Here is a 22,807-nt window from a genome sequence, read left to right as displayed (position 1 = left end):
TTGGCGCGACTCCGCCACCGTCAGGTATTCACCGGCATCGACCGTACCGATAGAAATCCTTTCATGTCTTCCCCCTTGATGCGGCGCCGGCTGCTGGCCGCCGTCGCCGCGGCCGGTCTGCTCAGCGGCGCAGCCGTCGCGGTGCAGGCCCCCGCCACCGCGGCCGCTCCCGGAACACCGACGAAGACCGACACCACCACCCACACGATCACCCTGATCACCGGTGACGTGGTCACCGTGCGAGGCTCCGACGGCGGCGCCGAGACCGTCGACGTCGACCGGCCCGACGGCGCCCCCGGCGGTGTCCGGCTCCAGCGCAGCGGTGACGACCTGTTCGTCCTGCCCGACGAGGTGCTGCCGCTGCTCAGCGCCAACCGGCTGGACCGCCGCCTGTTCAACGTCACCGACCTGCTCGAGATGGGGTACGACGACGCGAAGACCAGCGTCGTACCGGTGATCAGCACCGTCCCGGCGGGAGCGGCACGCACGGCCGCGCCGGCCGTCCCGCGCGGCGCGAAACTGGTCCGTGACCTGCGGACGGTGGGTGCCGCCGCGCTCACCGTGGACAAGAGCCAGACCCGCCCGTTCTGGACCGCACTCGGCGAGAAGACGGGCAAGCTCTGGCTGGACGGGCGGGTCACCGCCAACCTCAAGGACAGCGTCCCGCAGATCGGCGCGCCCGAGGCGTGGGCCGCCGGTTACGACGGCGCCGGCGTGAAGGTGGCGGTCCTCGACACCGGCATCGACGCCACCCACCCCGACCTCGCCGACCAGATCGACGACAAGGTCAGCTTCGTGCCCGGCCAGGACACCGCCGACGTCAACGGTCACGGCACCCACGTCGCCTCGACGATCGTCGGCACCGGCGCCGCCTCCAGCGGTGTCAACAAGGGTGTCGCGCCCGGCGCGGACCTGATCGTCGGCAAGGTGCTCGACAACAGCGGCTCCGGACTCGACTCCTGGGTGCTCGCCGGCATGCAGTGGGCCGCCGAGTCCGGCGCCGACATCGTCAGCATGAGCCTCAGCGACCCGACGCTGTCGGACGGCACCGACCCGATGGCGGTCGCGGTCGACACGCTGTCCGCCAGGTACGGCACCCTGTTCGTGATCGCCGCCGGCAACAGCGGGCCGGAGACCATCGGCACCCCGAGCTCGGCCGCCAGCGCGCTGACCGTCGGCGCCGTCGACAAGCAGGACCGCCTCGCGGGCTTCTCCAGCACCGGCCCGCTGATCCGCAGCGGCGCCCTCAAGCCGGACATCACCGCGCCCGGCGTCGCCATCAACGCCGCCCGGTCGCAGCAGATGACCACCGGCAGCGGCCTGTACCGCAGCATCAGCGGCACCTCGATGGCCACCCCGCACGTCTCCGGCGCGGCCGCGATCCTGGCCCAGCGGCATCCCGGCTGGACCGGCCCGCAGCTCAAGGAGGCGCTGATGAGCAGCGCCAAGGGGCTGACCAACTACACGCCGTACCAGGTCGGCACCGGCCGGGTCGACGTGGCCGCCGCCGTCCGCGAGCAGGTACGGGCGACCGGCTCGGTGTTCTTCGGCAACTTCGACTGGCCGCACGAGCCCACCGACGAGCCGGTCACCGAGCAGGTCACCTTCACCAACACGGGCACCGGCGCGGTCACTCTGAACCTGGCCGCCACCGGCCCGTTCGAGCTCGGCGCCGGCTCGGTGACGGTGCCCGCGGGAGGCGCCGCCACGGTCGGCGTCAGCGGTGACCCGACCGCGCCCGGCACCGGCCGCTACACCGGGTACCTGGTCGGCACCGATGCCGCCACCGGTGCGGCTGTCACGCGTACGTCGCTGGGTCTGATCAAAGAGGACGAGCGCTACGACCTGACCATCAAGCTGCTCGGCCGGGACGGAAAGCCCGCCACCGCGACCGTCCTGCTGAAGAAGGCGGGGGAGTTCGACCCGTACTACTACACCGTCACCGGTGAACAGACACTGCGGATGCCGCCGGGCACCTACACCGTCGAGTCCGTCCTCCAGGTGCCGGGTGAGCGGGCCGACTCCCTCGGCTACGCGATCCTGGTCGACCCGGAGACCGTGATCGACGGCAAGGCGGCGACCGTCGTGCTGGACGCGAGCAAGGCCCGCCCGCTGGAGACCGGCACACCGCAGCGCACCGAGAACCGGCAGCGCAAGGTCGACTACGGGATCACCTACCCCGGCGGCGACAGCTTCCGGGACGCGTTCCTGATCCCGGTCCGGTTCGACGACGTCTACCTCTCGCCGACCGAGCAGGTCGAGGACGTGACGTTCACGCTGGTCAACCGGTGGCGCAAGGGCGAGCCCCTGCTGAGCCTGAGCGCGCTCGGCCTGCCGCCGCTGGACGCCACCGTCCAGCCGGGCAGCACCATGGAGGCGGGCCGGGACGTCCTGCCGCTGGTCTACGCGGGCACCGGCACCCCCGGCGAATACCCGGACGCCAAGGGCAAGGCGGTCGTGGTGACCCGCAGCGACGCGATCAGCGCCGCCGACCGGGCCGCCGCCGCGGTCGCCGCTGGAGCGAAACTCCTGCTGGTCGTCAACGACGGTGCCGGCATCCTCAACGAGGTGGTGGGGGCGTCGCCGATCCCGGTCGCCAGCGTGCACCGTGACGCCGGGGCACGCCTCATCGAGCTGGCGAAGTCGGGCCGGCGGCACATCGCCACCAACCAGGTGCCGTACGCCACCTACCTCTACGACCTGACCCGCACCTACACCGGAAAGGTGCCGGACCGGCCGCTCACGTACCACCCGCGCGCCACGGACCTGACCCGGATCGACGCCCACTACTACAACCCGACCGAGCCGGTGCAGGGCAGCGGCGGCCGGTACGACGTGACGTTCGTCCCGGCGCTCGGCTTCGCGGAGCGGGAGTGGCACCCGTCCACCCGTACCGAATGGGTCACCCCCGGACAGGTGTGGTCCGAGTCGCACGCGCAGGGCACCTGGACGGTCTCGGCCAACCGCAACACCTACGCCAAGGGCGCCACCCGCCTGGACTGGTTCGCCCCGGCGATCCGGCCCGCGTTCAACCGGACGTTCGCCGTGCAGAACAGCCGCTACCGCGACAACATGACCATCAACGTGCAGGCGTGGACGTCGTCCGGGGACACCCTCGAATACGGCGGCAACCTGGAGTGGGGTTCGGTGCCCACCAACCTCAAGCTCTACCAGGGCGACACGCTGCTGCACGAGAACAAGTACTCGTCGTCGCTGCAATGGAAGGCGGTGCCGCCCGGGACACTGCCCTACCACCTGGTCCTGGACGCCTCCCGCCCGGCCGAGAAGTGGCGGCTGTCCACCCGTACCCACACCGAATGGGACTTCGTCTCCAGCTCCAACGACTCGGACCGTTTCGAGCCGATGGCGCTGCTCCAGATGGAGTACCGCCTGGACACCGACGAGCGCGGTGACGTCCCGGCCGGCAGCACCCGGAAGATCCGGGTGAAGCCGATCCCGCAGGCCGGCGGCGGCCCGGACACCGGCACCGTCACCTCGGTGGGCCTGGAGGTGTCCTACGACGACGGCGCCACCTGGCAGAAGGCGACGCTGCGCACGGACGGCGGCTGGTGGACCAGCACGCTGAAACTGCCGAGGCGGCCCGGCGGCTTCCTCTCGGTGCGCGCCACCGGCGCCACCGACGCCGGGTTCAGCATCAACCAGGAGATCATTCGGGCGTACGGCCTCCGATGATCCCATTCGCGGGGCCCTGGGGCGGCGACGTCCCGGGGCCCGGCATATCCTCTCCGCACCCCCGGGTGGAGAGGAGACGGCCACCGATGCTCGCCGCTCTGGGCCTGAGCCCCGACCACGAGTCGGTCTACAGTGTCCTCGCCGGTCGCGCCCAGGCCGACCTGGCCGAACTCACCGTCGCCCTGCGACTCCCGGTCGCCGTCATCGAGGACGCGCTGTACCGGCTGACGGCGTGCGGGCTGGTCAAGTCCACACCCGACGGCGTCTTCGCGGCGGCGCCCCCGGCGGTCGCGCTGGGCGCCATGATCAGTGAACGGCGGGCCGAGCTGCGCAACGCCGAACTGGCGCTGGTCACGCTTGCCGAGGAGCACCGCAAGGCGATGGCCGGCCGCACCATCAGCGAGCTGATCGAGGTGGTCACCGGCGTCGAGGCGCTCCGGCACCGGTTCGCGCAGGTGCAGCACGCCGCCCGACGGCAGGTGCGTATGTTCGTCACCACCCCGCACGTGGCGGTGGCGCCGGGGGACAACCCAGTCGAGTCGCAGATGGTGGCCCAGGGGGTGCGCTACCGGGTCGTCATGGACCAGCCGGCGCTCTCCTCACCCGGCATGGTCGCCGAGACGATGGAGTCGCTGCGCCAGGGCGTCGAGATCCGGGTGACCGAGTCCCTGCCGATCAAGCTGATGCTCGCCGACGACGAACTGGCCCTGGTGCCGCTGACGGTCGCCGCCGGTGAGGAGCCGGGCGCGGTCCTGCTGCACCGGTCCGGGCTGCTCACCGCCATGGACGCGCTCTTCGAGACGGTGTGGAGCCACGCCCACCCGCTGGACCTGGCGGGCCTCGGCGAGCCGGCCGCGGACGTCATCACGGCGCTGGACCGGACCATCCTGGCGCTGCTGCTCGCCGGGCTCACCGACCAGGCCGTCGCCACCCAGCTCGACCTCTCGCTACGCACCCTGCAACGGCGCCTGCGGCACCTGATGGACCTGGCCGGTGTCCAGACCCGCATGCAACTCGGGTGGTACGCGGCCCGCCACGACTGGACCTGACAGCGGTCTCTCTATCACTGATAGGGTGACTTTAGCACTGATAGAGTGCCGACGGGAGGTACCGCATTGGCGCTAGACCGACAGCGTATCGTCGCCGAGGCCGTCGCTCTGCTGGACGCCGAGGGGCTCGACGGGGTGACGACACGCAAACTCGCCGCGCGGCTCGGTGTGCAGTCGCCGACCCTCTACTGGCATCTGCCCAACAAGGCGGCCCTGGTCACCGCGATCGCCGACGCGATCCTCGACCAGGAGTTCGGCGACATGTCACCGCCCGAGCCGGATCAGCACTGGCGGGACTGGCTGAGCGGCCTGGCCGAGCGGCTGCGCCGAGCGCTGCTCGCCCATCCGGACGGCGCCCGGGTGGTCTCCACCGCCCAGCTCTCCCGCGCCATGGCGGGGATCTCCGAACTGGCCATGAACACTCTCGTGGCCCGCGGCGTGCCGCTGCGTCAGGCTCGCGTGATCGTTCTGACCGTCGAGCGCTTCACGGTCGGCCACGTCCTCGAAGAGCAGGCGCCCCGCCCGGACCCCGAGGCGTTGAAAGGCTTCGACATGGACACGTTCACCCGGCAGCACCCGACCGTGGTCGCCGCCGTCGCCGAATACTTCCAACCCGGCCGTACGGTGGACGACCTGTTCCGTGACTGTCTCGAGGTGGTCATCGAGGGCGCCGCGGTCAAAGCCACCTGACGGGACCGGTCCGCCGCCCGGGTAGCCGTTCGGCGCGACGTGGGTCACAGGGATCGGTCGGTGGTGCCGCTGTACCGGTGCGGGCTGGTGCCGATCGTAGGGGTGCAGCACCTCTCAAGCCGCGGCACCAACGCCCCGGCGGGTGCTGGTGGAGGTGGTCCTCCGAGTGCATATCCAGCGATAGTGGTCTTGTTCGGACACCCGACCGGGCAGCGGGCCGAGGACGCGTTCCTCACGGCCACCGCGACGTACCCGTGCATTGTTCGGTCCACCGGAGATGACCCCGGCCGTACACGGCCCCGCGCACCCCGAAGACCCATCCCGGTACAGGTCACCCAGCTGCAGGAGCAGCGGACCCGCGGTCACCGCGGTCGCCCGCCAGCTTGTGCACCAGCCTGCAGACGACGGGTAAACCACCCGGCCGCCCACCGATCATGAGGATCAGCAGTCGGCGCGCCGAGGTGCCCTCGATCGGGACGTACTCCCGATCGCCGAGTTCGGCTCCTGAAAGGAGCGAGCCATGAACATGAATCTTCTCAGGTGGGCCGCGGCGCCGCTCGGCCTGGCCGTGTCCGCCGCCGTCGTGCTCGGGTTCTCCGGCGCCGCGTTCACGGACACCCAGACCAACGCCGGCAACTCGTTCGCCGTGCACGACAGTGTCGCCCTCCAGCTGACCGACAAGAACTCGGCCGTCGCCACGCTGCCGCTGTTCGACACGGCCACCGAGCACCTCAACGGCAAAGCCGCCAACGGTGTGCTCAAGCCGGGCGACACGATCTCCAATGAGATCACCGTCAACTACACCGGCAAGCACGACGCCGTGGTCGCGCTGACCGCCACCGGCGCCACGGGTACGGGTAAAGAGCTGGCCGACGACCTGCTCGTCACCGTCAAGAACGGTGCGGGTGACGTGGTCGGCGCCGCCGAGCAGAAGCTCAGCGCGCTGTCCGTGCCGGTCCTGTGGGACATCACCGGCAACCCTGCCACTCCCACCCAGTCGCAGAAGTACGTCTTCACGGTGAAGCTGGCCTCCGGCACCACCCAGTACGACGCGACCCTCGGCAGTGTCGGGTTCGCGTTCACCGCGACCGGGAAGTAGCCGCACCCACCGCCGCGGACGAGAGGAGCCCCGTGATGGCGACCATGGCCGAACCTGCCGACCGGCACCGTCGCGTCACGGGGCTCACCCGGCCGGAGAACCCCAGCTGGGCCGAGGCCCTGCGGATCATGATGGCCCGCGCGATGCTGTGGGCCCTGACCAGCCTCGCGATGTGGGCGGTGGTGCTCGTCCCGTTCGGCTTCAACGCCACCGTCATCGTGTCCGGATCGATGGCTCCGCGCATCCGGGTCGGCGACATCGTCGTCACCAGGGACATCGACGACAACACCCCGCTGCTCGGCAAAGTCGTCACCGTCCACAACCCCGCCAAGCCCGGGACACTGCTGACCCACCGCATCGTCGGGATCAACCCCGACGGCACCTACATCACCCAGGGCGACAGCAACCCCACCCCCGACCTGCTCGGGGTGACCCGCGACGCCGTCCAGGGCCGCGCATTCCTCATGGTCCCGTGGGTCGGCATGTCCCTCTTGTGGGCCAAGCAACACGACGTCGTACCACTCGCGCTGACCGTGCTCGGGTTCACCGGCCTGCTCGCCGGCGTCCAGCCCGCCAACCGGTCCCACCTGCCCGGCTTCCGGCGCAGCGCGATCCTCACCCTCGCCGTCTCCGCCGCAGCCGCGGCCACCTTCATCGCACCCGCCACCGTGGGCCGCTCCGCGGCCGCGCACACCGCGACCGTCGTGAACGCCGCCAACACCTTCGCCTCCGGCCGCCAGGCCCCGTCCACGCCGCTGTCCACCAGCGCCTCCGGCCCGATGTTCACCACCACCGACCCGACGTTCTCCACTCCCGGCGCGGTGACCATGACCCGGACCATCACGGTGACCTACGACCCAGGGGCCGGCTCATACGATCCCGACCTGCGCCTCTACACGGCCAACTCGTCCTACACCGGCAGCGGTACGGACGTGGCGAAATGGCTGAACGTCACGATCGAACGCCTCCACGAAGCATCCGCCACCACCGTCTACACCGGCACCATCGCCGACCTGAACAACAACCACGGCCGGTGGGCACCCATCGACCTCACCTGGCCCCCGGGCAAGACACAGATGACCTTCCGCTTCACCGTCACCCTGGACGTGCCCCAGCACAACACCAACGCCGGCACCGTCACCACCGACTTCTACTGGTTCGACATGAACAAGCAATGGGTCGAAGCACAGATCATCTCGACATCCAACGCCGGCAACACCTGGTCATACGAGCCCCCGGCCAGCTAGCCATAGCCGCAGGGTCGCCGGCCAGCCTAAACCGGGACTATATGGTGGAAAGGTGATATATCTGTTTGTTGTTGGTCTGACCGCGGCGATGACGACCGCGCTGCCGCCGTCGAGCGATCTGAAAGAGCTGGTCAGCCTCGCAGCCGAGCGCCTGCTGCTGGCCGACCGGGTGGCCGCCGCCAAGTTCGGCACGGACCAGCCGATCGACGATCCGGCCCGCGAACAGCAGGTGCTCGACCGGGCCGCCGCGATGGCCACCGAGGCGGGGCTGGACCCCGCCGAGACGGTCGCGTTCTTCCGGGCGCAGATCGAGATGAGCAAGACCGTGCAGCGCGGCCTGTTCGACCGGTGGACCCGGCACCCCGAGCGGGTCCCGGCCGAACGGCCCGACCTGGTCACCGAGGTGCGCCCGCACCTGGACCGGATCACCGCCGCGTTCGTCGGCCGGCTCGCCGCCACCGCGAACCTGCGCGCCGCCACCCGCCGCTGCCGCGACCTGCTGCTCCTCGCGGAAGGTGAGGCAGACCGCCGGCACCGGCTCGACCCGCTGCACGAGAAGGCCCTGCGCGGCGCGATCGCCCCGATCTGCACCGGCTGACGGGCCGGGGAGCCGGCGCGTGGGCTGCTATCCGTGGTGGCCGGCGGTGGCCGCCAGGGCGTCGCCGACCGCGGCGAGCAGTTCGACGGCGGTGAACGGTTTCGGCACGATCCGGACCGAGTCGTCGAGCTGGTAGCGGTCGCGCAGGTCCCGTTCGCTGTAGCCGGACATGAACAGCACCCGCAGGCCGGGGTGACGGCGGCGCAGGCGGACGGCGACCTCCGGCCCGGAGCTGTGGCGCAACGCGATGTCGGCGATGAGCAGGTCGGCGTCGTCCAGGACGGCGGCCGGATCGTGTTCATGCAGGACGGTGGTCCGGAATCCGTTCTCCCGCAGAATCCGGATCACCGCGTCGCGTACGAAATCCTCGTCCTCGAGAACGACCACGTGCTCACCGTGACCCGGCGACGGACCCGCCGCCGACGTTCCGGCCGCTCCGGGGGCCGGGCCGTCGGCCCGCGGCAGGTCGATGGTGAAGGTGGTGCCCGCCCCCGGCGACGATGCGACGCCGATGTGGCCGCCGGCGTCCTCGACGATGCCGTAGACGGTGGCCAGGCCGAGCCCGGTGCCCTGGTCGGCGGGTTTGGTGGTGAAGAACGGTTCGAAGAGCCGGTCGCGGACCTCGGCGGTCATCCCGCAGCCGGTGTCGGCGACCGACAGCCGGGCGCCGCCGTCAGGCGTCCGGTCGGTGCTGACGACGACCGTGCCGCCGTCGGGCATCGCGTCGCGGGCGTTGATGACCAGATTGAGCAGGATCTGGTCGAGGCGGCCGCGGTTCGCGCGTACCGGGAGGGGCTGGTCGTGGGTGCGGCAGACGAGCCGGATGTTCGGGCCGATACTGCGGCTCAGCAGTTCGCTGGAGCTGCTGACGACCTCGTTGAGGTCGACGTTCTCGACCGGGGTGGGTTCCTGCTTGGCGAACAGCAGCAGCTGGCCGGTCAGCGCGCGGGCCCGGTCGGCGGCCTCACGGATGCGGTCGAGATCCCGGCGGCCGTCGGCGGTGACCTCGTCGGCGAGGAAGTCGGCGTAGTTGAGGATGATGGCGAGCAGGTTGTTGAAGTCGTGCGCCACCCCGCCGGCCAGCTGTCCCAGGCTCTCCATCCGCGCCGCCCGGGCGGTCCGCTCCCGGGCCTGCCGTTCCTCGGCCTCGCGCCGTTTCTGGGCGGTGATGTCGCGTTCGGTGGCCGCCGAGGCGACCACCTGGCCGGATTCGTCGCGGATCGGCGCCGCGGCGAGCGACACCAGGAACGTGGTGCCGTCGCGGTGGAGCCGCGGCAGTTCGTCGAGGATCACGTGTTTGCCGGCGTTCGCGTCGGCCAGCGCTCGCCGGAAGTACGGCACCCGCTCCGCGGGCAGCACGCGGGTGAAGCTCCGGCCGACCATCTCGGCGGCCCGGTAGCCGTACAGATTTTCCGCGCCGGCGTTCCACATCATCACCGTGCCGTCGCGGTCCAGCACGGTGATCGCGTCGGTGGACTGCTCCACGATCGCGGCCAGCATGCCCCGATCGCTGGCCGCCTCCGCGGTCGCCCGCAGCAGTTCTCGCAGGTGGACGGCGATCGCCCAGCTGATCGGGACGAACGCGGCGCCCACCAGCAGCCGCAGGATCTGATCGGGGGTGCCGAGCAGCCCCTGCCAGGTGGAGACCACGAAGGCCGTGACGAGGGCGTAACAGCCGACGGCCAGCACCCCGCGCGGGTTCGCCGAGGCGGCAGCCAGCGCGGTCCCGATGGCCGTCATGCCGAAGACGTGCATTCCCGCCGGGAGCACCACGGAGACCACGGCGATCAAGGTGATCATCACGAAGGCCACCGCGATGAGGTGCATCGAACGCGGGCCGGCCGATGCCTCGGACGCCGGTCTCAGAGGCCTCATGTCGGCAGCCCTCCGCCCCCAGTCTCGCCGGATACCGGAAGACTATTCGCGTCCCACCGAACCCGCCGGAGAAACGGCCGATCGTGTCATTTCGCCTCCTCATCCCGCCGGGATGATCCGGGAGCGCTCGCCGGAGTGCCACGATCAGCGCATGACTGGTGCGTTGATGTGGGGACTTGTCCTTCCCCTGTTACTGGTGGTCGCGGGCATCGTGGTTTTTCTCCGCAAACGCAACAACCGCCGCTGACATGCGGGCCCGCGTACCGATCCTGATTCTCACCGGGATTCTCGCGGTAACCGGATGCGACAGCGCCGACGGCGGCGCCCGGGTGACGGTCGCCGAACGGCAGCTCGCCGACGCGCAGGAGGCCCTCGCCGGGGCGCAGGCCGAACTGGCCGGCCAGATCGAGGCCTTCTGCCGGACCAGCTCCTCCTACGTGACCGCCCTGGACCGGTACGGCGACCTGATCACCGGCACCGCGCCGACCGTCGGCGACGTGAAGGAGGCCGGCGCGGACCTGGCCGACCCCCGGTCGGAGGTGGTCACCTCGGTCGAGAAGCTCGCCGCCGCCCGCCAGGCGGTCGCGGACGCCGAGAAGGAGCTGGCCGAGGCGACCGCGGCCCTGGCGTCCGCCCGCGCCGGCGCGTCGCTGCCGCCCGCCCCGTCGCCGTCGCCGTCGAAGGCGCCCGAGCCGCGGGCGTCCGTCGCCGACACCACGGTCAGCCGGGTCAGACAGGCCGACGCCGACTTCACCGCGGCCCAGGAGGGCGTCGCCGATCAGACACCGCTGCGGCAGGCGTCGGAGCGGTTCAACTCGGCGGCCGTCGCGCTGGAGATGTCGTGGCTGGACCTGCTGGGCGAGGCCGGCTGCGCCACCGAGGAGCAGCGGGGTCAGGCCCGCGACTACACGCTGGCCGTGCAGAAGTCGCTGTCCACGGCCGGTTACTACAAGGCCGAGGTGGACGGCGTCTACGGTCCCACCACGGTCGACGCGGTGCGGGCACTCCAGAAGGCGCACGGCCTGACCGAGACCGGCACCGTCGACAAGGCCACCGACGCGGCGTTGCAGAAGGATCTGCGGGCCAAGGGCGGTGCGGCCGCCGACGAGGCGATCGCGTCCACCGCGGCCGTGCAGCAGACCCTGAAGCTGGCCGGGTTCTGGACCGGGCCGGTCGACGGCAACTGGACCGACCAGCTGACCGAGGCACTCAAGGCGTTCCAGAAGGACCTGGGGGTCGAGCCGACCGGAACCGTGGACGCGGCCACGATCGCCGCGGTCGAGAACGCCCTCGCGGCGAGACCCTCCCCGGCTCCGTCGGTGTCGTCGCCCTGACCGTCAGGAACCGCAGGTCCGGCTCGTCGTCTCCGCTCGTTCGAGCATTTCCCTGACAGAACCAATCTTTCGGTACGCGCGGCGCGTGGCTCGCCGGTGGACGACGTCACCGCGGGCCACCCGCAGGTAGTGCACTTATGCGAGTAATGACTGTTTTGTCCGATCTAGGGATTAACCTCGGGTGGTTCGGTTCCACCAGCCCGAGGAGATCACCCGGATGCACAGGATCGTCACCTTCGCCGGGGTCGCCGTCATCACGACGCTGCTGCCACCGCCCATCGCCCGCAGTGGCGGTCCCGTCCCGGACCCGGCACCCGATGCCGACGCGTTCGTGCTGCGTATCCTCGATTCGCAGGGCAACCCGGTCACGCCCGTGCCCACCGTCACGCAGGGGCCGGCGACATCTCCCGCGCCCGCTGCCACGCAGCCGTCGTCGGCGCCCACGCCCACCGTGATCCAGTCGTCGCCGGTCACGAGTTTCCCCACGCCCACCGTCGCCCTCCCGGTCGTCGCCGACCCGAGCCCGGCTCGCCCGATGGCTGTCGTCACGCCGAGCCCGAGCCCTTCGGTGATCGTCATCAAACCCGGTCCGGGCGTTCCGAAGCCGCACCGGCCCGCCACGACGCCGCCGGTGATCATCATCAAGCCCCCGGCCCCTACGGTGATCGTCATCAAACCCGGCACGGGCGCTCCGAAGCCTCCTCGCCGGCCCACCAAAACCCCGCCGGTGATCATCATCAAGCCGACGACGAACCGTCCGGCGCCAGCCGTTGCTCAGCCGGTCCGCCCCCGGCCGGCCGTGAAGCCCGCGGCCGAGCCCACGGCCGGCAAGCCGCACCGGCAGCGCCCGCAGCCGCACCGCGATCACCGTGACCGGACGCTGATCGTCCGCGGCCCGGACGGCCCGGGGATCCTCTACGACGGCCTGGACCTGGGCATCCGTGACCTGCTGCCGGACTTCTGCCACGGGTCGGTGCACTGCCCGGTCATGCCCGCGCAGTGGCCGGGACTGCCGCCGACCGTACCCCTGGATGGTTGGGGCTTTGGTCTTTAAGGATCTTTCTTGAGGGCGCCCCGCCGGACCTTTTGCAGGATCTGTCGAAAGTTTGAGTTGGATCAGCTGGAAGCTATGGACAGCTAGAACAATCACTTCTACTGTGGCGCATGTAACACATCGACGAAGAATCGATGTGACATCGGCGGACGCGGCACGCTGTGGCGTGCGGATGTGGAGCCAACGTGCGTATGACGATCGATCCGCCCTACCTGCGGCTGCTGCGCCTGCTGCGGAACGAGGGCGCCATCTCGCGGGCTGAGCTGGCCGATCGCCTGCAACTGCCCCGCCCGCGGCTGCTGGCCGAAGTGGAACGTCTGGTCGCCGCGGGCTACCTCGTCGAAGCCGGGATGGCCGCCTCCCGGGGCGGCCGCCGGTCGACGCTAGTCGAGCTGCATCCGAGGCTGCGGTTCGCCGCGGTCGACCTGGGCGCCAGCTCGATCGACGTCGAGGTGACCAACGGCCGCCTGGAACCCGTGGCCAACTACACCGAAGAGGCCGACATCCGCTCCGGCCCCAAGGTGATCCTGCACCGCGTCAACGAACTGCTGGCCAAGGCCCGGGTGGAGGGCGCCTACGACCGGCTCGACGCGATCGGGATCGGGGTGCCGGGGCCGGTCAGCTTCCGCGACGGGGTGCCGGTGTCGCCGCCGATCATGCCGGGCTGGGACCGGTTCGGCGTCCGGGAGCTGCTCACCCGCGAGCACGGCTGCCCCGCGGTGGTCGACAACGACGTGAACATCATGGCCGTCGGCGAGCAGCACGGCGGTGTCGCGCACAGCGTGCAGGACTTCCTGTTCGTGAAGATCGGCACCGGCATCGGCTGCGGCATCTACCTCAACGACGGCGTCTACCGCGGCACCGACGGCTGCGCCGGCGACATCGGCCACATCCAGGTCGACCCGCACGGTCCGATGTGCTCGTGCGGCAACGTCGGCTGTCTCGAAGCCCTGTTCAGCGGCACGGCGCTGGCCCGCGACGCGCTGGTCGCGGCCCGCGCCGGGTCGCCCGCGCTCGCCGACCGGCTGGCCGCCCGCGGCGTGCTCACCGCCCGCGACGTGGCCGAGGGCGCCACCGAGGGCGACGTCGCCTGCATCAAGCTGATCCGCGAGGGCGGCCACCGGCTCGGCTCGGTGCTCGCCTCCCTGGTCAGCTTCGCCAACCCCTCCATGATCGTCATCGGGGGAGGGCTGGCCCAGCTGGGCCACATCCTGCTCGCCGAGATCCGCAGCGCCGTCTACCGCCGGTCACTGCCCCTGGCCACCGGCAACCTCCCGATCGTGCTCTCCGAACTCGGCTCCCGCGCCGGGGTCACCGGAGCGGCCGTCCTGGCCAGCGACGTCGCCTTCGAGCAGGCCTCATGAGCGAGCAAGTGACCTCTTCGCATCGCCGGAGCACGGCGGAGGTGACGGCATGAGCGAGCAAGTGACCTCTTCGCATCGCCGGAGCACGGCGGAGGTGACGGCATGAGCGAGGCGGACATGGTGCTGCGGCTGACCGATCTGGTCAAGACGTTCCCCGGGGTGCGGGCCCTCGACGGCGTGCAACTGGAGGTGCGGGCCGGTGAGGTGCACTGCCTGCTCGGGCAGAACGGCGCCGGCAAGTCCACCCTGATCAAGGTGCTGTCCGGGGTGCACCGGCCGGATGCCGGCACGGTCCAGTGGCTGGGTGAGCCGGCGGCCTTCGCCAACCCGCAGGCCGCCATGAAGGCCGGCATCGCCACCATCTACCAGGAACTCGACCTGGTCGACGACCTGTCGGTGTCGGAGAACGTGTTCCTCGGCCACGAGCCGCGCCGGCTGGGGTTCATCCGGCGGGGCGCCATGGCCGACCGGACCCGGCGGATTCTCGGGTCGCTCGGGCACGGGGAGATCCCGGCCCGCCGCATGGTCCACGCGTTGCAGGCCGCCGGGAAGCAGGTGGTCAGCATGGCCCGGGCGCTGTCCCAGGAGGCCAAGCTGATGATCATGGACGAGCCCAGCGCGGTGCTCGCCCACGACGAGGTGGAGAACCTCTTCCGGATCATCCGCAGCCTCACCGCCCAGGGCATCGCCGTCATCTACATCTCGCACCGGCTGGAGGAGATCCGGGAGATCGGCGACCGGGTCACCGTGCTCAAGGACGGCCGCACCACGGCCGCGAACCTGTCCGCGAAGGACACCCCGACCAGCGAGCTGGTCAGCCGGATGACCGGCCGGACCATCGAGTACGTGTTCCCGCCCCGCCCGGAGGAGCCGCCCCGGCGCGAGGAGCTGTTGCGGGTCGACGGCCTGAGCCGGGCCGGCGAGTTCCGCGACGTCTCGCTCAGCGTCGCCGCCGGGGAGATCGTCGGCATCGCCGGACTGGTCGGATCCGGCCGTTCCGAACTGCTCGAAACCGTCTACGGCGCGCGCCGCGCCGACACCGGCACCGTCACGCTCGGTGGACGGAAGCTGCGGCCCGGAAGCGTCGGCTCGGCCGTTCGGGCCGGCATGGGCATGGCCCCCGAGGAGCGCAAGAGCCAGGCGCTGCTGCTCGGCGAGCCGATCTACCGCAACATGACGCTGGCGACGTTCAGCGGCCTGGCCCGTCTGGGCTTCACCGACGCCGGTCGCGAACGCGCCGAGGCCGACCGGATCGCCGCGTCACTGGATCTGCGCCCGCTGGACGTACGCCGTCCGGTGGGCACGCTGTCCGGCGGCAACCAGCAGAAGGTCGTGGTCGGGCGCTGGCTGCTCGGCGACACCCGCCTGCTGCTGCTCGACGAGCCGACCCGTGGCGTCGACGTCGGCGCGCGGGCCGAGCTCTACCGGGTGATCCGCCGGCTCGCCGCGGAAGGGGTGGGCGTGCTGCTGGTCTCCAGTGAGGTGCCCGAGGTGCTCGGCCTGTCCGACCGCGTGCTGGTGATGCGCGAGGGCCGGGTCGTCCGCCAGGCGCCCGCCCACGAACTCGACGAAGACACGGTGCTCGACCTCGTGATGGCGGGGTCGTTGATGGAAGGGACGCCAGCGTGACGCTCAGTGAAGGTACCGGTCTGGCGGTGCCCGGCGCCGCCACGGAACCACCGGGCGCGGCCGGTCAGAAGCGGTCATGGGCCGGCGAGTCCAGCGAGTCGGTGGCCCGCAACCTGGTCCTGGTCGGCGTACTCGTCGCGCTGATCGTCATCGGCGCCATCACCCAGCCGCAGCTCTACAGCGACTCCACCTGGGTGTGGAACAACATGGTGTCGATCCTGCAACTGGCATCGGTCGTCGGCGTGGTCACGGTCGGGATGACGTTCGTCATCATCGGCGGCGGGATCGACCTCTCGGTCGGCGCGATCGTCGCCCTGGCCGGGGTGTGGTGCACGACGCTGGCCACCCAGTCGTACGGCACCGTCGGCATGATCTTCACGGCGATCGTGGTGGGCGTGTCCGTCGGGCTGATCAACGGGGTGCTCATCTCGTACGGCCGTCTGGTGCCCTTCATCGCCACCCTGGCGATGCTCGTGTCGGCCCGCGGCCTGGCCGCGGCGATCTCCGGCAAACAGACGCAGATCTCCGCCAACACCGTCATCAACAGTCTCGCCAGCGACCGGGTCCTGGGCGTCCCGCTGCTGGTCTACATCCTCGCCGTCGTCGCGGTGGCCGGCTGGGTGCTGCTGAACCGCACCACGTTCGGCCGGCGCACGGTGGCGGTCGGCGGCAACCCGGAGGCCGCGCGCCTGGCCGGCATCGACGTCAAACGGCACACCATGCTGCTGTACGCGCTGTCCGGACTGTGCTGCGGCATCGCCGCGATCATGCTGACGTCCCAGGCGACGTCCGCGCAGGCGGCCATGGGCAACCTGTACGAGCTGGACGCCATCGCCGCCGCGATCATCGGTGGCACCCTGCTCAGCGGGGGCCGGGGAACGATCGTCGGTTCCATCCTGGGCGTGCTCATCTTCGCGACGATCACCAACCTGTTCGCCATCAACGGTCTCTCCACCGAGGCCCAGAACATGGTGAAGGGCGGCATCATCGTCGCGGCGGTCCTGGTCCAGCAGTTCCGCTTCAAGTCCGTCACGCAGTTCTTCGACCGGCAACGGGCAACAACCGCCAGCTGAATTCCGCTTCTTCCGCGAGGTGACCGTCTTTCGACGGCCGCCGGGTCTCGCACACCCTTCACACCCCCGTCCTCGAGACGAGACATAGGAGATGGCCATGGAAAAGATCAACTCCGACCTGTCGCGGCGCCGGCTGCTCTTCGGCGGCGCCGCGGTGGGTGCGGGAGCCCTTCTCACCGCGTGCACCAGCAACGAAGCGGCGCCGACCCCGGCGCAGACCAAGGACTCCGGAAACGCCGAGGGCAACGCGGCGCCGGGCCAGAAGGTCGTCATCGGCTTCTCCGCCCCCGCGGCCGACCACGGGTGGATCGCGGCCATCACCAACAACGCCAAGGCGCAGGCCCAGGCCTACTCGGACGTCGAGTTCAAGTCGGTGGAGGCGGGCGCCGACGCCGCCGCCCAGCGCGCGGCGCTGTCCACGCTGATCGGGCAGAAACCCACCGTCATCGTGCTGCTGCCGCACGACGGCAAGGAGCTCAACTCGTTCGGCCTCGAGGCGATGGGCGCCGGCATCCCGGTGGTCAACCTGGACCGCGCCTTCCCCGACGCCCGCGCCTACCGCACCCTGATCAAGGGCGACAACTACGGCATGGGTGTGGCCGCGGCCGACTACATCATCACGCAGATGAAGGTGAAGGGCATCACCGCCCCGATCATCGGCGAGATCGCCGGCATGGACGAGCTGGAACTGACCCAGGAGCGGTCCAAGGGCTTCACCGACACGCTGACGGCGGCCGGGTTCAAGGTGGCCAACCGTCGCGCGGCCCGGTTCACCGTCGACTCCGGCCAGCAGGAGGCGGCACAGCTGCTCCAGGCGCTGCCGAAGATGGACGCGCTCTGGAACCACGACGACGACCAGGGCGTCGGTGTGCTGGCCGCGATCAACCAGGCCGGCCGCAGCGAGTTCATCATGGTCGGCGGCGCCGGCTCGAAGCAGGCCATCGAGACGATCCAGGCCGACAACACGGTGCTCAAGGCGACGGTCACCTACAGCCCGTCGATGGCCTCGTCGGCCATCTCGCTGGCCCGGCTGATCGGCCAGAACAAGGGTATGTCCGACCTGGTGGAGCTCCAGGTTCCCAAGAACATCGTGCTGGCCTCGGAGACCATCACGAAGGGGAACGCGAGCAGCTACATCAAGCTCGGGTTCTGACCGCGTACGGGGGGAGACCCATCTTGTCCACGCAATCGCAACTGCGGGTCGGCATGGTCGGCTACGCGTTCATGGGCGCCGCGCACTCACAGGCGTGGCGCACCGTGAACCGCGTGTTCGACCTGCCCCTGCACGCCCGGATGTCGGTGGTGTGCGGCCGTGACGAGGCGAACGTCGCCGCGGCGGCGGCCCGGCTCGGCTGGGAGCAGCACACCACCGACTGGCGGGCGCTGGTGTCCCGTGACGACATCGACCTGATCGACATCTGTACGCCCGGGGACAGCCACGCCGAGATCGCGATCGCGGCACTCGCCGCCGGCAAACACGTCCTCTGCGAGAAGCCGCTGGCCAACACGATCGACGAGGCCCGGCAGATGGCCGCGGCCGCGGAACTCCGGGCGGCGGCCGGCGTCCGGTCGATGTGCGGATTCAACTACCGGCGGGTGCCCGCGGTCGCGCTGATGCGGCGGATGGTGGCCGACGGGCGGATCGGCGACATCCGGCACATCCGCGCCGTCTACCTCCAGGACTGGATCACCGACCCCCAGTTCCCGCTGGTCTGGCGGCTGCAGAAGGACAAGGCGGGCTCCGGCGCGCTCGGCGACATCGGCGCGCACATCATCGACCTCACCCAGTTCGTCACCGGTCAGCGCATCACCGGGGTGACCGCGCTGACCGAGACGTTCGTCAAGGAACGGCCGCTGCCGCAGGCCTCCAGCGGGCTCAGCGCGGCGGCCGGGGACGGCAACGGCACGGTCACCACCGGGCAGGTGACCGTCGACGACGCCGCGCTGTTCCTGGCCCGGCTCGACGGGGGCGCGATCGCCACGTACGAGGCGACCCGCTTCGCGACCGGCCGCAAGAACGGGCTGCGCGTGGAGATCAACGGCTCGCTGGGGTCGATCGCCTTCGACTTCGAGCGGATGAACGAACTCGAGTTCTACGACGCCACCGAACCGTCCACCGAACAGGGCTTCACCACGATCCTGGTGACCGAACCGGATCACCCGTACCTGTCCGCCTGGTGGCCGCCCGGCCACGGGATCGGTTACGAGCACTCCTTCACCCACCAGGCCCGCGACCTGATCGAGGCGATCGCCACCGGAGCCGACCCGGCCCCGTCGTTCACCGATGCCCTCCAGGTGCAGCTGGTGCTGGACGCCGTCCTCCGCTCGGCCGGGCACGGCTCCGGCTGGACCGACGTGGAGCCGATCTTCGCGGAGGTGGCCGCCTGACCACTGCTGAATGACCGGGCTCCTCCCTCACCCGCGAGGGTCCGGACACGGTGCGCCCCGTGTCCGGACGGGTGGCGGACGAGACGACCGCCACCCGGTGCGGCACGGACGGGATTCCCGCGCCGGGCCGGGTGACCCCCTGAACGGCAGGCGGAGCCGGAACGCCGCACCGGTTCCGCCTGCCTGCCCGCCAACGAATTCGGAGGAGTCATGTCCCTGGGTGTCTGGCTGGTCGGCGGTCGCGGCAGTGTCGCGGTCACCAGCATTGTCGGAGCACTTGCCCTGCGCGCCGGTCTGACCGCGCCGACCGGGTGCGTCACCGAGCTGCCGGAACTGCGCGCCGCCGCCCTTCCCGGTTTCGGCGATCTCGTCTTCGGCGGCCACGATCCGTCCACGGTGCCGCTGACCAAGCGGGCCGAGGCCCTGGCCGACGCACGCGTCGTCCCGGCGCGCCTGGTGGCCGCCGTGCAGGCCGACCTGGCCGCGGTGGACGCCGACATCCGGCCGCTGCCGGCCGGCCCCACCCAGGCGGGAACGGCCGGCCTCATCATCGCCGACCTGGCCGAGTTCCGGGAACGCCACCGGCTGGACCGGGTCGTGGTGGTCAACGTCGCCTCCACCGAGCCGATCGCCGGGCCGGACCCGGCGCACGCCGAACTGGCGCTGCTGGAGGCCGCCCTCACCGCGGGACGGCCGGTGCTGCCGCCGAGCGCGCTGTACGCCTACGCGGCACTGCGGGCCGGCTGCGCGTACGTCGACTTCACCCCGTCCACCGGCGCCCGGCTGCCCGCCCTCGACGAACTGGCCCGGCGGCAGGGGCTGCCGTACGCCGGGCGCGACGGCAAGACCGGGGAGACCCTGCTCAAGTCGGTGCTGGCGCCGATGTTCGCCCAGCGCCACCTGGACGTGCTCACCTGGTCCGGCATCAACCTGCTCGGCGGCGGAGACGGGGCGAACCTCGCCGATCCGGCCGCCAACGACGCCAAGAGCGCGAGCAAGCAGCGGGTGCTGCGGGAGACCCTCGGGCAGCAGCCACAGGGCACGGTCCGGATCGAGTACGTCGAGGACATCGGCAACTTCAAGACCGCCTGGGACCTGGTGACGTTCGCCGGTTTCCTCGGCACCCGGATGCGCATGGAGTTCACCTGGCACGGCTGCGACTCGGCGCTGGCCGCCCCGCTCGTCCTGGACCTGGCCCGGCTGACCGGCGCCGCACACGCCGCCGGACGCTCCGGGGCACTGACCGAACTGGCGTTCTTCTTCAAGGACCCACCCGGCGACGTCCCGCACGGCCTGGCCGACCAGTACCGGATGCTCACCGAGTTCGTCGCCGGCCTCGATCAGGCGCTGCCGTGACCGGCTGGCGGGATCTGGCCGAGCTGGTCCGCGCGCCCGCCGCCCTGTCGGTGCCCGGTGACGTGATCGCCGGAGCGGCCGCGGCCGGCACCCTGCGACCGCGGACCCTGGCGCTGGCCGGCGCGTCCGTCTGCCTCTACTGGGCGGGCATGGCCGCCAACGACCTCGCGGACCGGAAGATCGACGCGGTCGAGCGGCCCGGGCGGCCCATCCCGTCCGGCCGGGTCCGGCCCGGCACCGCGCTGGGCGTCGCCGTGGCCCTGACCGGCGCGGGGGTCACGATCGCGGCGCTCGCCGGGGGCCGCCGGGCCGCCGCGGTCGCGGTTCCGCTGGCCGGTGCCATCTGGGCGTACGACCTGGTGGCCAAGCAGACCGCCGCCGGGCCCGCCGTGATGGCGGCCTGCCGTGGGCTCGACGTGCTGCTCGGCGCCGGCACCGGGCGGCGCCGGGCGGCGGTTCCGGCCGCCTGTACGGTGGCCGCGCACACGTACCTGATCACGCTGTTGTCCCGCCGGGAGACGACCGGCGCCACCGCCGCGCTGCCCGCCTCGACTCTGGCCGGCACCGCGGTCGTCGCGGGCGCCGCCGCCTCGCCGACGACGACCGTCGGCGGACTGCTCTCGGCCTGGTACGCGGCCCGCTTCGGCGCCGCCCAGCAACGCGCCCTGACCAGCCCGGACGCGACGACGTTGCAGGGCGCGGTGACGGCCGGGATCACCGCGTTCCCGGCGTTGCAGGGCGCCCTGACCGCCCGCGCCGGCCGTCCCGTGGCGGGCGTCGCGGTGGCCGGCGCCGCGCTCCTGGCCGGCCCGCTGGCCCGGAAGGTGAGCCCCACATGAGCGAGCTTGCGAGTGAATCATCGGGCTCAGTTTTGAACTCATGGCGGCGCCGGAGCGAAGCGGAGGTGACGACATGAGCGAGCTTGCGAGTGAATCATCGGGCTCAGTCTTGAACTCATGGCGGCGCCGGAGCGAAGCGGAGGTGACGACATGAGCGAGCTGCGGTTCGGGTACGGCACCAACGGTTTCGCCAACCACCGGCTTGACGACGCGCTCGCCGTGATCGCCGACCTGGGCTACGAGGGGGTGGCGCTCACCCTCGACCACGACCATCTCGATCCGTTCGCGGCCGACCTGCCCCGCCGGGTCGGCGAGGTGTCCGCCCGGCTGTCGTCGCTGGGCCTCGCCGTGGTGATCGAGACCGGCGCCCGGTACCTGCTGGATCCCTGGCGCAAACACTCACCCACCCTGCTCGACGACGACCGTGAGCTGCGGTTGGAGTTCCTGCGCCGGGCCGTCGACATCGGCGCGGACCTCGGCGCCGAGGCGGTGTCGTTCTGGGCCGGGGTGCGTCCCGCCGCCGTCGCCGAGGCCACCGCCTGGGACCGGCTCGTCGACGGCTGCGCGCGGATCGTCGAGGCGGCCCGGGAACGCGGCGTCACCCTCGGCTTCGAGCCGGAGCCGGGAATGCTCGTGCCGGACATCGCCGGCTGGCGGCGGCTGCACGCCGACCTCGGCGCACCGGCCGGGTTCGGCATTACCCTCGACATCGGGCACTGTCGATGCCTGGAGCCGATCCCGGTTCCCGGCTGTGTGACGGCGGTGGCCGAACACCTGGTCAACGTCCAGATCGACGACATGCGGCGCGACGTACACGAGCACCTCGAATTCGGCACCGGGGAGATCGATTTCCCGCCGGTGCTGGCGGCCCTGTCCGCCGCCGGGTACGCCGGGCTCGTCGCCGTGGAGTTGCCCCGCCATTCGCACGCCGCCCCCACGGTCGCGGCCCGGTCCCTGGAATTCCTGCGAGCCGCCGAGAAGTAAACGAGGAGGCGCCATGGAAGAGAACGCCTGGCTCACCGACGCCGTCGCGAGAGTCGGTGACAGTCCCGCGGCGATCGTGCGCCTGTTCGCTGCGGCCGGACGCCACTGCCGCCCCGAGGAGAACGCGCGGACCCGGCTGCTGCTCGCGCTGCCACCGGAGACGGTGCCCCACTGGGTCGACGACCTGTACCGGCACGGCGACGCGGGCGAGAGGCTCGCGATCCTCACGGCACTGCCGGCGCTGCCGCTCGGCGCCGAGGCGGTGCCACTGCTGCACGACGCGTTGCGCACCAACGACACCCGGCTCATCACGGCCGCCCTCGGCCCGTACGCCCGGCATCTCGACCAGCACACCTGGCGGCAGGCCGTGCTCAAGTGCGTCTTCATGGGCGTACCCCTGGAAAAGATCGACGACCTGGACCGGCGCGCCGACCGTGAGCTGGCCGCGATGGTCTCCGCTCTGCGCGCGGAGCGCGAGGCGGCCGGACGCCGGCTGCCCGACGACGCGCACCGCCTGCTCGACCGCATCCCCTGA

Annotated in this window: 19 protein-coding genes; 18 read left to right on the top strand and 1 reads right to left on the bottom strand. The window is 71.2% G+C overall.

Annotation, left to right across the window (positions count from 1 at the left end; genetic code table 11):
• Positions 1-63: 63 nt before the first annotated feature.
• The 6 genes from BJ964_RS37465 (at position 64) to BJ964_RS37440 (ending at position 8,376) form a co-directional block, all read left to right on the top strand.
• Complete coding sequence (locus tag BJ964_RS37465; RefSeq protein ID WP_188125077.1) at positions 64-3,693, top strand: S8 family peptidase; 3,630 nt, start codon at positions 64-66, stop codon at positions 3,691-3,693.
• Positions 3,694-3,779: 86 nt separating this feature from the next.
• Positions 3,780-4,742, top strand: a complete 963-nt coding sequence (locus BJ964_RS37460) for a response regulator transcription factor (protein ID WP_188125076.1) — start codon at positions 3,780-3,782, stop codon at positions 4,740-4,742.
• A 66-nt stretch (positions 4,743-4,808) separates the two neighbouring features.
• Positions 4,809-5,432: a TetR/AcrR family transcriptional regulator C-terminal domain-containing protein gene (locus BJ964_RS37455; RefSeq protein ID WP_188125075.1), complete on the top strand. Its 624-nt coding sequence runs from the start codon at positions 4,809-4,811 to the stop codon at positions 5,430-5,432.
• Positions 5,433-5,952: 520 nt separating this feature from the next.
• On the top strand, positions 5,953-6,531 hold the full coding sequence (locus BJ964_RS37450; RefSeq protein WP_188125074.1) for a hypothetical protein: 579 nt from the start codon (positions 5,953-5,955) through the stop codon (positions 6,529-6,531).
• 35 nt (positions 6,532-6,566) lie between these two features.
• Entirely contained in the window at positions 6,567-7,778 is a 1,212-nt protein-coding gene (locus tag BJ964_RS37445) for a signal peptidase I (RefSeq protein WP_188125073.1), read from the top strand.
• Positions 7,779-7,830: 52 nt separating this feature from the next.
• Positions 7,831-8,376 carry a chorismate mutase gene (locus BJ964_RS37440; RefSeq protein ID WP_203832427.1) on the top strand — a complete coding sequence of 182 codons (546 nt, stop codon included), beginning with the start codon at positions 7,831-7,833 and terminating at the stop codon, positions 8,374-8,376.
• 27 nt (positions 8,377-8,403) lie between these two features.
• Here the strand turns inward: BJ964_RS37440 and BJ964_RS37435 are convergent, their stop codons facing one another.
• Entirely contained in the window at positions 8,404-10,176 is a 1,773-nt protein-coding gene (locus tag BJ964_RS37435; protein WP_229806680.1) for a hybrid sensor histidine kinase/response regulator, read from the bottom strand.
• Here BJ964_RS37435 and BJ964_RS37430 point away from each other — a divergent pair.
• The 12 genes from BJ964_RS37430 to BJ964_RS37375 all read left to right on the top strand — a co-directional run bounded on the left by BJ964_RS37430 (position 10,169) and on the right by BJ964_RS37375 (position 22,807).
• Positions 10,169-10,498: a hypothetical protein gene (locus BJ964_RS37430; RefSeq protein WP_188127589.1), complete on the top strand. Its 330-nt coding sequence runs from the start codon at positions 10,169-10,171 to the stop codon at positions 10,496-10,498. The genes BJ964_RS37435 and BJ964_RS37430 overlap by 8 nt on opposite strands.
• A 1-nt stretch (position 10,499) precedes the next feature.
• Positions 10,500-11,585, top strand: coding sequence for a peptidoglycan-binding domain-containing protein (locus BJ964_RS37425; RefSeq protein ID WP_188125072.1), 1,086 nt, complete (start codon positions 10,500-10,502; stop codon positions 11,583-11,585).
• Between the two features lie 217 nt (positions 11,586-11,802).
• Positions 11,803-12,639, top strand: coding sequence for a hypothetical protein (locus BJ964_RS37420; RefSeq protein WP_188125071.1), 837 nt, complete (start codon positions 11,803-11,805; stop codon positions 12,637-12,639).
• 191 nt (positions 12,640-12,830) lie between these two features.
• Positions 12,831-14,003, top strand: coding sequence for an ROK family protein (locus BJ964_RS37415; protein WP_188127387.1), 1,173 nt, complete (start codon positions 12,831-12,833; stop codon positions 14,001-14,003).
• A 102-nt stretch (positions 14,004-14,105) separates the two neighbouring features.
• Positions 14,106-15,632: a sugar ABC transporter ATP-binding protein gene (locus BJ964_RS37410; protein ID WP_229806669.1), complete on the top strand. Its 1,527-nt coding sequence runs from the start codon at positions 14,106-14,108 to the stop codon at positions 15,630-15,632.
• A 101-nt stretch (positions 15,633-15,733) separates the two neighbouring features.
• The gene (locus BJ964_RS37405; protein WP_229806679.1) at positions 15,734-16,705 is read left to right on the top strand and encodes an ABC transporter permease; all 972 of its coding nucleotides are present in this window, start codon (positions 15,734-15,736) and stop codon (positions 16,703-16,705) included.
• A gap of 97 nt (positions 16,706-16,802) precedes the next feature.
• Positions 16,803-17,858: a substrate-binding domain-containing protein gene (locus BJ964_RS37400; protein ID WP_188125069.1), complete on the top strand. Its 1,056-nt coding sequence runs from the start codon at positions 16,803-16,805 to the stop codon at positions 17,856-17,858.
• A gap of 53 nt (positions 17,859-17,911) precedes the next feature.
• Positions 17,912-19,093: a Gfo/Idh/MocA family protein gene (locus BJ964_RS37395; protein WP_188127385.1), complete on the top strand. Its 1,182-nt coding sequence runs from the start codon at positions 17,912-17,914 to the stop codon at positions 19,091-19,093.
• A gap of 210 nt (positions 19,094-19,303) precedes the next feature.
• Positions 19,304-20,449: an inositol-3-phosphate synthase gene (locus tag BJ964_RS37390; protein ID WP_188125068.1), complete on the top strand. Its 1,146-nt coding sequence runs from the start codon at positions 19,304-19,306 to the stop codon at positions 20,447-20,449.
• Positions 20,446-21,288: an SCO3242 family prenyltransferase gene (locus BJ964_RS37385; protein ID WP_188125067.1), complete on the top strand. Its 843-nt coding sequence runs from the start codon at positions 20,446-20,448 to the stop codon at positions 21,286-21,288. Before BJ964_RS37390 ends, BJ964_RS37385 begins: the two co-directional genes overlap by 4 nt.
• Positions 21,289-21,438: 150 nt before the next feature.
• A complete protein-coding gene (locus BJ964_RS37380) occupies positions 21,439-22,272 on the top strand; it encodes a sugar phosphate isomerase/epimerase family protein (protein ID WP_188125066.1) in 834 nt (277 codons plus the stop codon).
• Positions 22,273-22,285: 13 nt separating this feature from the next.
• Positions 22,286-22,807 (top strand): EboA domain-containing protein, encoded by a 522-nt coding sequence (locus tag BJ964_RS37375; protein ID WP_188125065.1) that lies wholly within the window; start codon positions 22,286-22,288, stop codon positions 22,805-22,807.

Origin of the sequence: Actinoplanes lobatus (genome assembly GCF_014205215.1) — a bacterium.
Taxonomy (GTDB): domain Bacteria; phylum Actinomycetota; class Actinomycetes; order Mycobacteriales; family Micromonosporaceae; genus Actinoplanes; species Actinoplanes lobatus.
The sequence above is the reverse complement of the archived record's forward strand: the minus strand, read 5'-3'. Positions and strand labels throughout refer to the sequence as shown.

Coding starts and splice junctions, on each gene's coding strand:
- BJ964_RS37465 (WP_188125077.1), top strand. CDS start 64: ATGTCTTCCCCCTTGATGCGGCGCCGGCTGCTGGCCGCCGTCGCCGCG.
- BJ964_RS37460 (WP_188125076.1), top strand. CDS start 3,780: ATGCTCGCCGCTCTGGGCCTGAGCCCCGACCACGAGTCGGTCTACAGT.
- BJ964_RS37450 (WP_188125074.1), top strand. CDS start 5,953: ATGAACATGAATCTTCTCAGGTGGGCCGCGGCGCCGCTCGGCCTGGCC.
- BJ964_RS37445 (WP_188125073.1), top strand. CDS start 6,567: ATGGCGACCATGGCCGAACCTGCCGACCGGCACCGTCGCGTCACGGGG.
- BJ964_RS37435 (WP_229806680.1), bottom strand. CDS start 10,176: ATGATCACCTTGATCGCCGTGGTCTCCGTGGTGCTCCCGGCGGGAATG.
- BJ964_RS37425 (WP_188125072.1), top strand. CDS start 10,500: ATGCGGGCCCGCGTACCGATCCTGATTCTCACCGGGATTCTCGCGGTA.
- BJ964_RS37420 (WP_188125071.1), top strand. CDS start 11,803: ATGCACAGGATCGTCACCTTCGCCGGGGTCGCCGTCATCACGACGCTG.
- BJ964_RS37415 (WP_188127387.1), top strand. CDS start 12,831: ATGACGATCGATCCGCCCTACCTGCGGCTGCTGCGCCTGCTGCGGAAC.
- BJ964_RS37410 (WP_229806669.1), top strand. CDS start 14,106: ATGAGCGAGGCGGACATGGTGCTGCGGCTGACCGATCTGGTCAAGACG.
- BJ964_RS37400 (WP_188125069.1), top strand. CDS start 16,803: ATGGAAAAGATCAACTCCGACCTGTCGCGGCGCCGGCTGCTCTTCGGC.
- BJ964_RS37395 (WP_188127385.1), top strand. CDS start 17,912: ATGGTCGGCTACGCGTTCATGGGCGCCGCGCACTCACAGGCGTGGCGC.
- BJ964_RS37390 (WP_188125068.1), top strand. CDS start 19,304: ATGTCCCTGGGTGTCTGGCTGGTCGGCGGTCGCGGCAGTGTCGCGGTC.
- BJ964_RS37380 (WP_188125066.1), top strand. CDS start 21,439: ATGAGCGAGCTGCGGTTCGGGTACGGCACCAACGGTTTCGCCAACCAC.
- BJ964_RS37375 (WP_188125065.1), top strand. CDS start 22,286: ATGGAAGAGAACGCCTGGCTCACCGACGCCGTCGCGAGAGTCGGTGAC.